The sequence below is a fragment of the Schaalia sp. JY-X169 genome (genome assembly GCF_014069575.1).
Classification (GTDB): domain Bacteria; phylum Actinomycetota; class Actinomycetes; order Actinomycetales; family Actinomycetaceae; genus Scrofimicrobium.
The window spans coordinates 675,161-688,897 of the sequence record NZ_CP059675.1; the positions used below are offsets into that span (position 1 = coordinate 675,161).

Consider the following 13,737-nt stretch of genomic DNA (forward strand, 5'->3'; position numbering starts at 1 on the left):
CCGGGCTTTTCTTGTTTGTGGATCCAACTGAAAGCCAGGATTCGTGGACGAATACGGCCGAACCCGATGTCACTGTAGTGTTGGCCTGTGGAAGTTCTACGAACAGTGACAAACGCGGTCAATGAGGCCGTGAAGGCATTGGTGTCGATGCTTCGCGACGCCTTCACGGCTTTTGTTCAGAACTGGCCTGTCCTGTTCACGTTGTTCTTTGCGGGGACGGCGCTTCGCGGCCTATTCCTTTGGTTGGCGATAGAGGCATCCAGCTTCTCCCCTTTGCTGGGCATGCTCCTGCTCCCGCTTGCGCCTATTTCTCTGCTGATCGCCCTCGTCCTCATGCTGCGGAGAGTCGCGCCCACGCTTCCCGAACTGCAGGAAACGCTGGTGGGGAGTCGGCAAGCCCAAGTGCGTGCAGATTTGACTATTGCCGTAATGGTGCTGGTTCCGTTTCTTGCTGTCTATGCATCGCAGGGAATGATCAAGGAGGACCGGAGATCATTTCTTTACAGCGCCACAACTGATGAATGGTTGAATCAGGGGTTCAACGCCGACTTCTCACGAGTGGTGTTCGGATCGGACGCCCAGATGATTGCAATCGTTATCATTGCGCTGGTCTTGAGGAAGGTCATTGCTGGATTCAACCTGGGGAAATCCTCACTCCCAGTCGCTGGGTTTGCCGGATACCTTGAGGCCCTCTGGCTCGTCACGTTGGCGTCCTACTTCGCGTGGTCGATCGACTCCGTGCGCGGGTGGGTGCAGTCAAGAGTTGTTATTCGCCAGGTTGGGGCTACTTTCGATGGGATCATGGCGACCCTCGGTCCAGTGGGTTCCATTATTCAAGCTGTAATCGATCAGGTCACGGGAATAGTCTCCTCAATGGGATCATTGGTGATTATTCCAGTTGCGTGGATTGCAGTTGGTGCCACAATCTACGGTTCTTCTCTGCCTAGTGCCAGACCAATGATGACTTCTGAGCAGATGACACAGCGATTGCAGCGGGTGCCAAACCCAGTTCGCCGAGTTGCGGCTCAGGTTAGCGAGCCCGTGGTGAATCCATTCCGCAATACCGTTCGCGCGATAGGGCGAGTTGCTACTGCTGGCGTGATCCCAATGGTGATGTTGTGCGTCATTTTTGCATTTACCTCTCAGCTTCGCGTCTGGGTTACGCAGGTTCTTCGATTGCTGATTGGTCCACAGTCGGGTGCTTTTTGGGTGGGGGTGTCCCCGTTCGTTGACGTCTTGGCACAGTCTGTCTACATGACGGTGATGGTGTGCCTGCTTGCATCTTCAGTCAATACCATTATTGCCAGCCAACGTCGCTTAGTAGGAGAGGAATCTGCGGCTACCCAACAGGAACCTGCACAATCCAGTGCGGAGAGCGAGCCAGCGAAACCCGCACTGCCGTAGGCTCTACGCCCGTGGGTAGCGCGAAGTACCGGTCCACCTGGTAGTTTCGAGGTCGGGCGTACTGCGGGTCGACTGGAACATAGACATTGTTGAGGTCTGCGGAGGGGCCCGGCGCATCTGAATTTGTGCAGAGGTTTCCCCAAGTGTCTACGTAGGCCTCGCCGGAACTCACCTTGCCGCCAGATGTTTCGTAGACGGTGCCGGTAGAGTCCTCCAGCGACAGGGAGCACTCTGACAGAACCATTTCCGGATCCGCGTCCACCATTACAGATAGTTTCCAGAGACGCGCCCCGGGCGCCGCAGTAAACTCCACGTAGTCACCTCCAGTTTCCGCTGGAACGAGTGCCACGGGGGTCAGTATCGCGGTGTAGACCTCGTTGTTCGGGTAGTCGACAAGGGTCCTTTGAGAGGGGATTACAACCTGGCTTTCGACAGTGACTCCCCGGTCGGAACTCCACGGAAGGTAGAGGTTCACCATCCGAAAAGACGCTGCGGCTAGCGCAACCACCAGGGCCGGTAGAAGCAGTATCAAACCCCATCTGTTCCGTTGCAGCCAAGTCATGAGGTCGCCCCAAATTGCGTTCGGACTAGATCAACGGTAGATAACCGGCTGGTGACACTGGGCGCATCCGGAACAATGCCGAGGTCGACTATCGCTAGGTCGTCGCCGGGCGAACCAGACACACCTCCCGCGGGAATGTGAAGTTCGAGGCCGGGTACGTCCTCGGATGGCACTTCGAACGCAACCTGGCAGGTAATCGGGACGCCGGGTTGCGCAGGGTCGCAACCATTGGGGATGTCAGCAGGGCCACCGTAGGTTCGTCCGCCCTCGGACACCAACTCCATGCCAGCTAGTGTGTGAGGGCGATTCTTGGCTGTGACGTGCAAGTCCAGCACAACCCAGGTTCCAACCGTGTCATAAACCGTCCCGTAGCTGGTCACAGAGTCCGAGGTCGTCCAAGAGTCCACCGTGATGTCGGCAGCGCGTAGTTCTGCCTTCTGACCGACCTCAATAGTCGTGACGAAGGGTTCACTTAAAACGTCTTGAGCGGAGGGAAGTGCGCGGTCAATCGCAGACCCAACAGCAAGTCCTGCGACCACAATGACACCGGTTACCAGTAGAGCGGAGTTGACCTTTTGCATTAGATAACCTCACCCTCGACAGCAGCGGACAGACTTTGAACCGCGACTAGACTCCGGTCGGTCCAGAAAAACCCGCCGTCCAAACTTGAGGCTCGCCATGTATGGGAGAAATACTGAAGTTGTACCTGCGGGCTCCGTGGTGTGTCTGGAGGCAGCTCCCAGACCAGCCAGTACTCCTGTTCCAGTGCGGGCTGGAACGCGCGTGCGGACTGCAGGTCGATGACTCGGTAGGCAGTTGGCCCTCCCATTGAACCATCGCTCACCAGCGCGTTGGACCATAGCCCAGATTGGGGTCGAAGGTCTGTGTTCGGGATGGTTGCCGTGATGGCTTGGCTGAGCAGGGGTGCTTGGATCCACGATTCGGTTGTGTTAACTACTCTTGCCTTGACCACGAAGAAGGCGGCTTCTTGGAAGCCGCCGGGCAAAGGCGACGAGTCTGATGTCCAGAAGCTGTCGCTAATGGAGATGGTGAACGGTCGGGCGCTGACGGCCTCGGAAGAACTGGCACGTGGGGTGGTTTCTGGTTGGGCGTCTGCGGCGTTCCAACCCCCGAAGACTCCGGTCACTAAGATGAGGGCGAGTCCCGCCAGTATTGTTAGGTTGGCCGGAGATGCCAGGTCAGAGAAGAGCTTGAAGAATCGCCAAATCCCGGCCCCTCGCGTTGAACCACTCTTGGTCATAGCTCCGGGGCGCTCTCAGGACTGAGGGTACGCACATGGCCTAGTATATTCGGGCTTCTGCACCCACGGTAGCAACGCTCGGTACCTGTGGCTTTCCTCCGATGAACCAGTAGGCGAGGGCGACCACCACGGCTCCACCAACAAGGTTTCCCAAGCCGACCCAGAGGACGTTAAAGCCGTAGAGCGCCAGCGTACCGTTGGGATCTCCGGAGAGGATGCCTATCGTGTAGGTCGTCATGTTGGCAATGACGTGCTCAAACCCAGAGGCTATGAATGCGGTGATGGCAATGAAGATCAACGCGATCTTCGTCCCGTCTGACTCAACCCGTGAACCGATCCAGATCGCCAAGCAGACGAGGACGTTGCAGAGAATCCCACGAGCGAACAGTTCCAGGGGACTTTCATGTGCTTTGCTGGCAAGCATGTCAGACAGCATTGTGCCGGCGGCTTCATTTGACACCAGAACCCCGGATGCGACGATTAGGGATCCAAAGAGAAGCGCACCCAGCGCATTGGCAAGGCAGATGAAGCCGAGTGTCGCGGAGGCTCTTCCTAGCTTTACCGACTTCATCAGGACGCCGAGGGGCAGGATCATCATTGCAGATGTTCCCAGGTCAGCGCCTGCGAAGACTGTCAGCGTTAGCGCGGCACCAAAAACGAGTCCGCTGACCAGCTTTGCAAACCCGTCTCCCGTTGCCAGGAGCGGACCGGCTGTACTAACCATAAGGACGACGCCAACACCCATGTAGAGGCCGGCGAGCATCCCTGAGACCATGAAGCGTCCCGGCTTCTTCAGCCCCGCAACTTTGTCGGTGGCCACGTCGGCTTGAACATTGAGTGTTTGTGGAATCGTAAGCACGTCCCGATCTTGCCAGAGGGTGTCGGCCTAGACGTGGCGCCTTGGTCCTGCTCTTGTCAGTTAGTGACGGAACCCTCGCCTACCATGGATGTGAGGCGCCCTCCGCCGCTTCATTTCTCTAGTTAGGTGGTTCATTACGTGGTTTCGGTAAACGAGTCCTACAGTGTCGACTTACTCCCGGGCATTTCGGCTTTGGACAGACTGTCCCTTCAGTTCCAAACATCTGACCGGGAGCTTTCGTGCAAAAGCGATGCTTCCTGCTCAATTGCTCATTTGCTGGTGACAGGCGAGGGTGTGACGCTCGAGGGGGGTTGGGACTTGGACTCGCTGGGGACCGCAGGTTTCAAGGCCAAGCTTGGTGAGACACTTGTGCTGCCCAATCCAAGCGGTGCGAAGACAATCCTTGTTGGGTTGGGAGTCAGGGAAGACTTGGATGAGGACGCGTACCGTGAGGCGGGTGCTGCTTTCACGAGGTGCGTGGGTAAGAGTGGTCGCGGCTGCATCATCCTGAATGAGTCAGCCGACCCCACGCAGGTGGTTGCCTTGGTTGAAGGTGCTTTGCTTGCCGCTTACTCACTGACGACTTTCAAGTCCGAAAAGGATCCAGAGGGTACGCCGGAGCTACGCGGGCTGACGATCGTTGGTTCAGATCGGGCTGCAGTTGCACCGCAGGTGTTTGAGGCCGCTTTGGTCCGTGCACGGGCACTGGTGCGTGCGACCTACATCGCGCGTGACTTGACCAATGCGCCGCCCGCACACCTCACGCCACGCACCCTCGTCGAGACGGCAGAGACGTTGGGGAAGCGGTTCGGGTTTGAGGTTGAGATTGCCGATCACGCCAAGTTGGAAGAGATGGGGTGCGGGGGAATCATCGGTGTCAATCGTGGCTCCGAGTACGAAGCAAGCCTCATCAAACTCCGTTTTTCACCCACGCGGAAGCAATCGGAAGAGAGGCGCCTAGCGCTTGTGGGTAAAGGCATAACTTTTGATTCGGGTGGCCTCAGCCTGAAACCTGCCGCATCAATGATCAACATGAAGACCGACATGGGCGGGGCCGCTGCAATACTCGGCGCATTCTCGGCTTTCGCTGATCTTGATGTGAATATTCCGGTGGATGCTTGGCTCCCGACGACCGACAACATGATTTCGGGTGACTCAATGCGGGTGGGTGAGATCATTACCGCGCGCAACGGGAAGACTGTCGAGGTCACTAACACGGATGCGGAAGGCCGTCTCATCCTGATGGATGCCCTTTCGTTGGCAGCAGAGTCGAAGCCCTCATGGATCGTTGACATCGCGACGCTCACGGGTGCGCAGATAATCGCCCTCGGCGACGATGTTGCGGCAATCATGGGTAACGATGAGGACCTCCTTGGGGAGGTGGAGCGCGCTGGTGACGCAACGGGAGAGGCCGTTTGGGAGTTGCCACTGCACGAGCGGTACATGAAGATTCTCGATTCGAACCTTGCTGACATCGCCAATGCGAACATGTCGAATCGGGCGGCGGGGAGCATTACTGCCGGCCTCTTCCTCTCGAACTTCGTGAGTGAGGTGCCGTGGGTTCATGTTGATATTGCAGGACCATCGATAAGTGCAGGAAACGATAGGTGGCTCCGCAGTGGTGCGACTGGGTTCGGGGGGCGCCTTCTAGCGAAGCTTGCGGAGGATTTGGGTGCCTAATCTCGGGAAATTTGCCACAATACGCGTGTTTTCAACGTTTCAGACCTGACAAACTCCCCGCTACTGTGTAGCGTTTTCGTAGGTCACGTTAGTGGCTTGAGAACTTTCACCTACAAGAGGATGACTAATGTCGATTAACCGTACCGAACTGGTATCACAGATGGCTGAACGCTCGGGTCTTACCAAGGCTCAGGCTGACTCTGCGCTGGGTGCTTTCCAGTCCGTTATCATTGATGCCCTTTCCGAGGGCGAGTCGGTGCGCGTCACCGGCCTACTGTCGGTTGAGCGTGTTGAGCGTGCAGCCCGCACCGGTCGTAACCCACGCACCGGTGAGGAAATCCAGATTCCGGCTGGCTACGGCGTCAAGCTGTCCGCTGGTTCAACACTGAAGAGTGCAGTCGGAAAGTAGTTTCACCGCGGAAACCGGACGCCTTGTGGCGGCGAGGATTCCGCGCACATGAAGCACCGAGACGAAGCGGGGTTGGGGGCAGGTGTCCCCAACCCCGCTTCGGGATTAAGATGGGATACGGAAAGTAGTTACCACTTACCCTCAGGAGTTGTGAATGAACATCGTAGTCTTGTCCTCCACCGAAGAAATTGCTCGTGCTGCAGCGGATCTTTACACGAACTTGCTTGCAAAGAAGCCAAACGCAGTGTTGGGACTCGCGACCGGGTCTTCGCCTGTTCCCGTATACGATGAACTGATTCGCCGCTATGAGGAAGGCGAGGTGTCTTTCAAGGATGCCCAGGCCTTCCTGCTCGACGAGTACGTCGGCCTGCCGGAAGATCACCCTGAGGGCTACCGCAACTTCATTCAGAGGGTGTTCGCCTCGAAGGTGGATTTCGCGCCTGGCGCCGTGAACGGACCGAATGGAACGGCTCCAAATCCTAAGAGGGCCGCAAACGACTATGAAGAGAAGATCGTCCAGTCCGGGGGAGTGGACCTGCAAATCCTGGGGATTGGAACTGACGGACACATTGGTTTTAACGAGCCGGGTGGCTCCCTCTCCTCGACCACACACACCCAGGTCTTGACTGAGCAGACTCGCAAGGACAACGCACGCTTCTTCGATGACGACATCGACCTTGTTCCCCGCTATTGCATCACCCAGGGTCTGGCCACAATCGGTCGCGCCAAGGCTGTGGTGTTGGTTGCGCAGGGTGAGCAGAAGGCAGACGCAATCGCGGCCCTCGCTGAAGGTGGAGTGAGCGCCCTGTGGCCCGCATCGGTACTGCAGTTCCACAATGACGCAACGATCCTGGTGGACGAAAGTGCGGCAAGCAAACTGCAGCTGAAGGACTACTACAAAGCTGCGTACGAGGGCGAAGTCGCCCTGTCCTCCCTTAAAGGCTAGTGATCATGGCTCAGGAAGCACCCGCTGGAAGCGCAGACGTCCTCGAGCTGCCCAAGACAATGCCAACATCCGGAGACGGGGATGGGGACAGGTTCGCCCACTTTGTGAGGCGTGACCGCGCAAACCAGGCGGCAGTCACCGGGCAGGCAGTCGTTGCCCTGTGCGGCAAGGTTTGGGTGCCCACGCGTGACGCTAAGAAGTACCCGGTTTGTCCGCGTTGCAAGGCACTGCGGGATGAGGCCGGGAAACAGGGTAGAAACTGGCCCTTTGCCGACTAGGTGAACAGCTTGAACGTCCTCGGGAATACCCTCCCGGGGACGTCTTGCACTCAGAGTTGAATCCCTAGAACCAGGGGTCCCATGGTGAGTGTGGTAACTGTAATCAGAACGATGCCGATCAGGTTGAGCCAGATGCCGACGCGCAACATGTCCTTCATTTGGATATATCCCGTTGAGTAGGCCACAGCGTTGGGTGGTGTCGCGACCGGCAGCATGAATGAGCAGGTGGAGGCTAGTGCAACCGGCACGACCAGCAACATAACGTCCAGCCCCGTGCCGGCTGCTACACCCCCCAGGACGGGCAGGAACGTGGCAGCGGTTGCGGTGTTCGACGTCATCTCTGTCAGCGCCATAACCAGGATGGTCACGGCGAGGACGAGGACGACCACACCCATCCCACCCAAACCCTGGGACAAATCCCCTATCCATGTGCTTAGACCACTGTTCGTGAATGCGGATGAAAGGGCGAGTCCACCGCCAAAAAGCAGCAGGATCTCCCAGGGGATTCCCTGCGCCGTCTTCGCATCGAGTAGGCGCCGGTCTGGTCCAGCTGGGATCAGGAAGAGGAGAAGCGAAATCACCATTGCGATGAGCTCGTCGGTCACACCCATGTGGCCGAAGAGCATCGGCAGGAACAGCCACGAGAGTGCCGCAAGCACAAACACTATTGCGACAAGTTTCTCACCCCGCGACATCGGCCTCATTTGTCGCAGTTCAGAGACGATTAGCTCATGTCCACCCGGAATGTCATCCATTTCTGGCTTGAAGAACACGTTCACCAGCAAGTACCAGGCTATGAGGAGGAAGATCCAAGCCATCGGTGCCGCGAAGAGGAGCCACCGCCCAAAAGTGAGGGTGATGCCGTAGTTATCCAGCATGTAGGCGCGAAGAAATGCATTAGGTGGTGTTGAGATCAGGCTGGAGGTGGCGACTATCGACGCCGAATACGCGATGCCCAACATTAGTGCCTTGGCAAAGTTGGAATGGAGTAGCTCGCTACCTTTCTTACCTCCGTCTATGAGGTGGAGGACGGAGAGGCCGATGGGGAGCATCATGATTGCCGTGGCCGTGTTGGATACCCACATGGTGATGAACCCGGTAGCAATCATGAACCCGAGAACAATCATCTTGGGTCTTGTTCCAACGACTTTGACAACGTTCAACGCTATGCGTCGGTGAAGGTTCCACTTCTGGACCGCAGCCGCCAGGAAGAAACCACCCAGGAAAAGGAAGATGGTGCCGGACGCGTAAGGTCGGGCGGTTTCAGCAAAAGTCTGTGTCTGCGCCAGCGTAAACACGATGAGTGGTACGAGGGCGGTTGCTAGAAGAGGAATCGCCTCAGTGATCCACCAGGTCGCCATGAGTGTCGCGGTGGCAGCCGTGAGCTTGAGGCCGTGCGCAGTGTAACGCGGAGTGCCGTCATAGTTAAGGGTCTCAGCAAGGGAACCAGTTAGTTGGTCTGGCATGAGAAAGTAGACCAGGATGGCCAGAGCAATACCGAGGAATATGCCCCTGAATCGCCCCTCTGCCCACACGCTACGATGTTTGGGAGGCGCCTTTGTACGGGGTTTCCTGGCATTGCTGCCGGAGTGCCCCATATATACGTCCCTAATGTTTGCGCCGTCCCCAAACGGGGCGCGCCGAGAGGGGAGTTACATCCCCTAGGCCAGACAGCGGTGAACTAGCCCCAACCCATTCAACCTAAGAGAATTTCTCCACGGGCGTTTCTGGGCCATAGTATCGAGTGCGAATTCCAGGCTCCCCGTCAGACAGGCGCCAGGCCTGGTAGGGCAACTCGTTGCGAGACTTGCGATGGCGGTCCTGAGCAGCCCAGGTCGCCTCGGGGCTCCACGCTTCCTCAAGGATGCGGCCGTTGTTGACGAGCGGAACTTGGAGCAGCCGGCCACCGACCTCAAGCAAGCGGTCCCTATTCTCTTCGCGGCTGGAACCCATTACGAGTGCTTCCTGAACTGCGCGTCCATCAGGGTTGTAGAGGCGCCCCGCAGCTTTCTCACCGCCGACAGTTCCCTTAGATTCGCTCAGTTTGGCGACGGGCTGCATCGTCCCGTCGCTGTCCTCACGTTCGACCAGCTTGTAGACGAGAGCGGCTGTCGGAACGCCGGATCCTGTTACTAGGCGCGTTCCGACCCCATAGCTGTCCACCGGGGCCGCCCCTAGCGACGCAATTGCGTACTCGTCCAGATCCGATGTCACCACAATCTTGGTCGATTGGGCACCCAGGGAATCTAGTTGCTCGCGAACCTGGAAGGCATGCGCCACTAGGTCGCCGGAGTCGATTCGTACTGCGCCGAGTTCACCACCGGCTGCGCGAGCAGCCTCGACCCCGTTGATGACCCCCTGATGGATGTCGTAGGTATCGACAAGGAGCGTTGTGTCTGGCCCGAGCGTTGCGATCTGCGCAGCGAAGGCGGCCTTTTCAGAGTCTTGAACCAGCGTGAAGGAGTGGGCCGAGGTACCCACGGTATCGATTCCGTAGCGCCTCCCGGCCTCGAGGTCGGATGTGGCGACAAACCCGCCGATCACCGATGCCCGAGCAGCTGAAACGGCGGCACGCTCATGGGTGCGGCGTGCACCCATATCGAGGCATGGTCGACCGTGGGCCGCAATGGTCATCCGCGACGCAGCTGACGCGACGGCACAGTCGTAGTTGAGGGCGGACAGGAGCAAGGTCTCGAGCAGTGTGGCTTCAGCGAATGTCCCCTCAACAGTCAGCAGCGGCGAACCCGGAAAGTAGATTTCCCCTTCCGCATAGCCGTGGATGCTCCCCGTAAAGGTAAAAGTTGACAGGAAGTCCAGAGCCTTGTCACTGAGGAATGCTTGGCTCTCAAGCCACGCGATCTGGTCGTCGTCGAAGTGGAATCGCGCCAATGCCTCAAGGACGCGTCCTGTGCCGGCGACAACGCCGTACCGACGCGATGGGGCCATTCTGCGGCCAAATAGTTCGAACACAGATCTCCGGTTTGCGACACCCGAGTGGAGAGCGGCATCGACCATCGTGAGCTCGTATTTGTCAGTAAGCAGTGCTGTTGATTCAGAAGCGGCCATGGCATAACGGTAGTCGTTTCGCCGCGCTGACGTGCGCATGCCCGGTCACCATTCGGGTCTCGTAGCCTCCTGACATGGGACGCGTCACGAGGTGTGGAGTTTCACGCCCCAAAGCCACCTTGCCCGATGGAATTGTTATAACGTCGAGGACGTGAATGACGCGCCAATCGGAGTTTTTGATTCAGGCCTTGGTGGCCTGACGGTGGCCCGCGCAATCATTGATCAGCTGCCGGGCGAAGATGTCATCTATCTTGGTGACAGTGCCAACACCCCGTATGGATCGCGCAGGCTGTCGGATGTTCGCGCGCTCACGCTTGCGGGCCTTGACCGCTTGGTTGAGCTGGGGGCCAAAATTCTCGTGATCGCATGTAATACCGCTACTGCAGCCGCACTGCAGGATGCTAGGGAACGCTACGGGGAGCAGGGGATTCCTGTCATCGAGGTGGTTACTCCGGCAGCCAAGCAAGGTGCCGCAACAACACGCAACGGCCGCATCGGTGTCCTCGGAACGGCTGCTACCGTGAGGTCGGGCGCTTACCTGGACGCACTTCGTGCCGTGCCTGACGTTGAGGTTATTCAGAATGCGGCACCAAGATTTGTTGAGTTCGTTGAAAAGGGCGAAACCACAGGAGATGCCGTGACCGAGGCAGCAAGGCAGTACCTTGCGCCGCTAATTGCCGCCGACGTTGACACAGTTATCTTAGGTTGTACCCACTACCCGTTGCTGACGGGGGTCCTGTCTCGATTGCTCGGGCCCGGCGTTCGCTTAGTGACGTCATCGGAAGCAACTGCGAATGCCACTTATTCCGAGCTTATCGACCTCGATCTACTACATTCGCCCAGGGCCGCGGGAGAGCATGCGCACTACAGGTTCCTCTCGACGGGGGAGAGCCCAGAGTTCTCCGCTTTGGCGAGGCGTTTTCTTGGTCCTGAAGTCCACGGGGTCGAGGTCGTTGCGCCCACACGTAGGGTTGGGGAGGATCGATGAGGCTCACCGTTCTTGGCTCTTCCGGATCGATGTCAGGTCCGGCATCCTCAGCATCTAGCTATCTCGTTCAAGCGCAGGGCTTTGATCGTGAGACGGGAGAGATGCGGACTTGGTCTGTCGTCCTAGACATGGGGCCCGGCTCATTTGGCCAGCTGTGGAAGCAGATGGATCCACGCGACGTTGATGCGTTGCTGATTTCTCATGGGCACGCTGACCATATGGCCGACATCATTTCCTTTCACGTCTTCCTGAAGTGGCATCCCGAAGGCCGTCAGGCACCTCTCCACACAGCGGGTCCCGCAGAGGTGCGTGCGCGCATGGCGCAGATTGATGGGTATGCCGACGAGGGCGAGATTGTGGAGTTGCTCGATTTCCACCCTGTCGCCAGTGGCGATGTCCTTCAAGTTGGACCAATGAGAATCACCGCGTTCCCAGGTAACCACACCGTGGAATCTTTTGGCTTTCGTATCGAAGGACCTTCTGAGGACCTGCAGTCCACTCAGAGCGTGACGTTGGCGTACACGGGTGACACAGATTCATGCGATGGTATGACGGAAATGGCGCAGGGTTTGGATCTTCTCCTCGCCGAATGTGGATTCACCGAGGTGGAGCAGACTCGCGGTATTCACCTGACGGGTGGACGTGCAGGGGTTCTGGCGCGCGAAGGTAGTGTTGGGCGGCTGGTGCTCACCCACATTCAGCCATGGACGGACCCGGAGGTGCCACTTTCAGAGGCACAAGCCCAGTTTGATGGCCAGACCGAAGTCGCTCTCGCAGGGAGTACCTGGGTCCTCTAGGCGAAGATCTCCCCAAGGTAGGGGGCGAGCGCTTTCAGTGCTCGTGACCTGTGGGAGATTCGATTCTTCTCTTCCTGTGACATTTGCGCGGTGGTGGAAGCAGACCCGAGGGGAACAAAAATCGGGTCATAGCCGAATCCCCCGCTGCCATGCGGCTCACGAGTCAGCGAGCCCTCAACAACGCCCTCCCTGACAATTTCTTGCCCATCAGGGAAGACAAGCGCCGCAGCGCAGACAAACCGCGCTCCGCGGTAACAATCTTTGACGTCCGCCAACTGCGCCAGCAGAAGATCCAGATTTGCCTGGTCGTCCCCGTGGGTACCAGACCACCGTGCCGAGAAGACTCCGGGCGCACCACCCAGCGCGTCAACGGAGATGCCCGAGTCATCCGCTAGTGCTGGTAGGCCTGTCGCTTGTGCTAAGTCTCGAGCCTTGATTAGAGCGTTGTCGGCAAAAGTGAGGCCGTCCTCGACCGGAGAAGTCGCATTGAAGTCAGCAAGAGTTGCGATGACCGATGGGTCGAACCCGGGTATGAAATCACCCAGGAGTGCCTTCATCTCCGCAATCTTGTGGGCATTACCCGTCGCAATAGCAAGGACGGGGGTCATCACAGTCCCAGGTCTGCGCTTGTGATTTCAACGCCGGGGGGAGTAAGGATGGCGCGCGCCTGGAGGGAGTTGAGGCGATGGAGGCCCTTCTCCGCTAGATCCAGCATCTGGGTCAGTTCACCTCGACTAAATGGCGCGCCCTCGGCTGTTCCCTGGACTTCAACAAACCCACCGCTACCCAGGCCAACGACGTTCATGTCAGTCTCGGCGCTGACGTCCTCGACGTAGGGCAGATCGAGGACGGGCGCCCCATTGACGATGCCAACCGAAACGGCTGCCACGGAGTCGACAAGGACGCTGTGTTGGTTGCGCTTCGCGATGACCCCCTTTTCGACTGCCCAGGCGACTGCGTCATGAAGAGCCAACCAGGCGCCGGTGATCGCAGCGGTTCGCGTCCCACCATCAGCCACAAGTACGTCGCAATCCACCACGATCGTGTTCTCTCCGAGCGCGCTCAAGTCAATTGCGCTGCGCAGACTACGCCCAATCAGACGCGAAATCTCATGGGTGCGTCCCCCAATTTTTCCTTTCACCGACTCGCGCTGGTTACGCTCATTGGTTGACCTTGGGAGCATCGCATACTCGGCAGTCACCCAGCCCTGACCGCTGCCCTTGCGCCAACGGGGGACACCTTCGGTGAAGGAGGCGACGCAGAGCACGCGGGTGGCTCCGGTTTCGATGAGGACGGATCCTTCACCCGTGGAAGTCCATCCGCGAATGATCTTTACTGGTCGTGCTTCGTCTGGTGCACGTCCATCTTTGCGAGTCGTGTTCGTCATATCTGTATCTTAGTCGCGTTGCAAAGTTCGACAGTTATCCACAGTTCGGCTAGAGCGGTGCGGTCCCCAGAGATAGGGGAGGAGCATCAAGATGTCGGAG

Annotated in this window: 15 protein-coding genes; 7 read left to right on the forward strand and 8 right to left on the reverse strand. The window is 58.2% G+C overall.

The genetic code is table 11. The features are described from left to right. The first annotated feature begins 87 nt into the window (after positions 1-87). The gene (locus H2O65_RS02990; protein WP_182142120.1) at positions 88-1,404 is read left to right on the forward strand and encodes a hypothetical protein; all 1,317 of its coding nucleotides are present in this window, start codon (positions 88-90) and stop codon (positions 1,402-1,404) included. Here the strand turns inward: H2O65_RS02990 and H2O65_RS02995 are convergent. From H2O65_RS02995 to H2O65_RS03010, 4 genes are read right to left on the reverse strand one after another with little or no spacing between them, the layout of a single operon-like run. Continuing rightward, positions 1,340-1,966, reverse strand: a complete 627-nt coding sequence (locus H2O65_RS02995; protein ID WP_182142121.1) for a hypothetical protein — start codon at positions 1,964-1,966, stop codon at positions 1,340-1,342. The genes H2O65_RS02990 and H2O65_RS02995 overlap by 65 nt on opposite strands. Next, entirely contained in the window at positions 1,963-2,547 is a 585-nt protein-coding gene (locus tag H2O65_RS03000; RefSeq protein ID WP_182142122.1) for a hypothetical protein, read from the reverse strand. The genes H2O65_RS02995 and H2O65_RS03000 overlap by 4 nt, the downstream gene beginning before the upstream one ends. After that, a complete protein-coding gene (locus tag H2O65_RS03005) occupies positions 2,547-3,227 on the reverse strand; it encodes a hypothetical protein (RefSeq protein WP_182142123.1) in 681 nt (226 codons plus the stop codon). The genes H2O65_RS03000 and H2O65_RS03005 overlap by 1 nt, the downstream gene beginning before the upstream one ends. A gap of 40 nt (positions 3,228-3,267) precedes the next feature. Next, positions 3,268-4,086, reverse strand: coding sequence for a formate/nitrite transporter family protein (locus tag H2O65_RS03010; protein WP_182142124.1), 819 nt, complete (start codon positions 4,084-4,086; stop codon positions 3,268-3,270). 138 nt (positions 4,087-4,224) lie between these two features. Here H2O65_RS03010 and H2O65_RS03015 point away from each other — a divergent pair, with 138 nt between their 5' ends. The 4 genes from H2O65_RS03015 (at position 4,225) to H2O65_RS03030 (ending at position 7,399) form a co-directional block, all read left to right on the forward strand. Then, a complete protein-coding gene (locus H2O65_RS03015) occupies positions 4,225-5,766 on the forward strand; it encodes a leucyl aminopeptidase (protein WP_182142125.1) in 1,542 nt (513 codons plus the stop codon). Positions 5,767-5,893: 127 nt separating this feature from the next. Beyond that, positions 5,894-6,175, forward strand: coding sequence for an HU family DNA-binding protein (locus H2O65_RS03020; RefSeq protein ID WP_182142126.1), 282 nt, complete (start codon positions 5,894-5,896; stop codon positions 6,173-6,175). 154 nt (positions 6,176-6,329) lie between these two features. Next, positions 6,330-7,121, forward strand: a complete 792-nt coding sequence (gene nagB, locus H2O65_RS03025) for a glucosamine-6-phosphate deaminase (RefSeq protein ID WP_182142127.1) — start codon at positions 6,330-6,332, stop codon at positions 7,119-7,121. Positions 7,122-7,180: 59 nt separating this feature from the next. After that, positions 7,181-7,399, forward strand: a complete 219-nt coding sequence (locus H2O65_RS03030) for a DUF3039 domain-containing protein (protein WP_259349602.1) — start codon at positions 7,181-7,183, stop codon at positions 7,397-7,399. 50 nt (positions 7,400-7,449) lie between these two features. On the opposite strand, the gene H2O65_RS03035 is transcribed toward H2O65_RS03030, so the two are convergent. Both H2O65_RS03035 and H2O65_RS03040 read right to left on the reverse strand, forming a co-directional pair. Further along, the gene (locus H2O65_RS03035; protein ID WP_259349568.1) at positions 7,450-8,934 is read right to left on the reverse strand and encodes a DASS family sodium-coupled anion symporter; all 1,485 of its coding nucleotides are present in this window, start codon (positions 8,932-8,934) and stop codon (positions 7,450-7,452) included. A 166-nt stretch (positions 8,935-9,100) separates the two neighbouring features. After that, positions 9,101-10,465: a nicotinate phosphoribosyltransferase gene (locus H2O65_RS03040; protein ID WP_182142628.1), complete on the reverse strand. Its 1,365-nt coding sequence runs from the start codon at positions 10,463-10,465 to the stop codon at positions 9,101-9,103. Between the two features lie 151 nt (positions 10,466-10,616). Here H2O65_RS03040 and murI point away from each other — a divergent pair, with 151 nt between their 5' ends. Beyond that, a complete protein-coding gene (murI, locus tag H2O65_RS03045) occupies positions 10,617-11,453 on the forward strand; it encodes a glutamate racemase (RefSeq protein WP_182142130.1) in 837 nt (278 codons plus the stop codon). Further along, complete coding sequence (locus tag H2O65_RS03050; RefSeq protein WP_182142131.1) at positions 11,450-12,250, forward strand: MBL fold metallo-hydrolase; 801 nt, start codon at positions 11,450-11,452, stop codon at positions 12,248-12,250. Before murI ends, H2O65_RS03050 begins: the two co-directional genes overlap by 4 nt. On the opposite strand, the gene rdgB is transcribed toward H2O65_RS03050, so the two are convergent. Further along, positions 12,247-12,858 (reverse strand): RdgB/HAM1 family non-canonical purine NTP pyrophosphatase, encoded by a 612-nt coding sequence (gene rdgB, locus H2O65_RS03055; protein ID WP_182142132.1) that lies wholly within the window; start codon positions 12,856-12,858, stop codon positions 12,247-12,249. The two genes, H2O65_RS03050 and rdgB, sit on opposite strands and share 4 nt — an antisense overlap. After that, the gene (gene rph / locus H2O65_RS03060) at positions 12,858-13,637 is read right to left on the reverse strand and encodes a ribonuclease PH (protein ID WP_182142133.1); all 780 of its coding nucleotides are present in this window, start codon (positions 13,635-13,637) and stop codon (positions 12,858-12,860) included. The genes rdgB and rph overlap by 1 nt, the downstream gene beginning before the upstream one ends. Between the last annotated feature and the right edge of the window lie 100 nt (positions 13,638-13,737).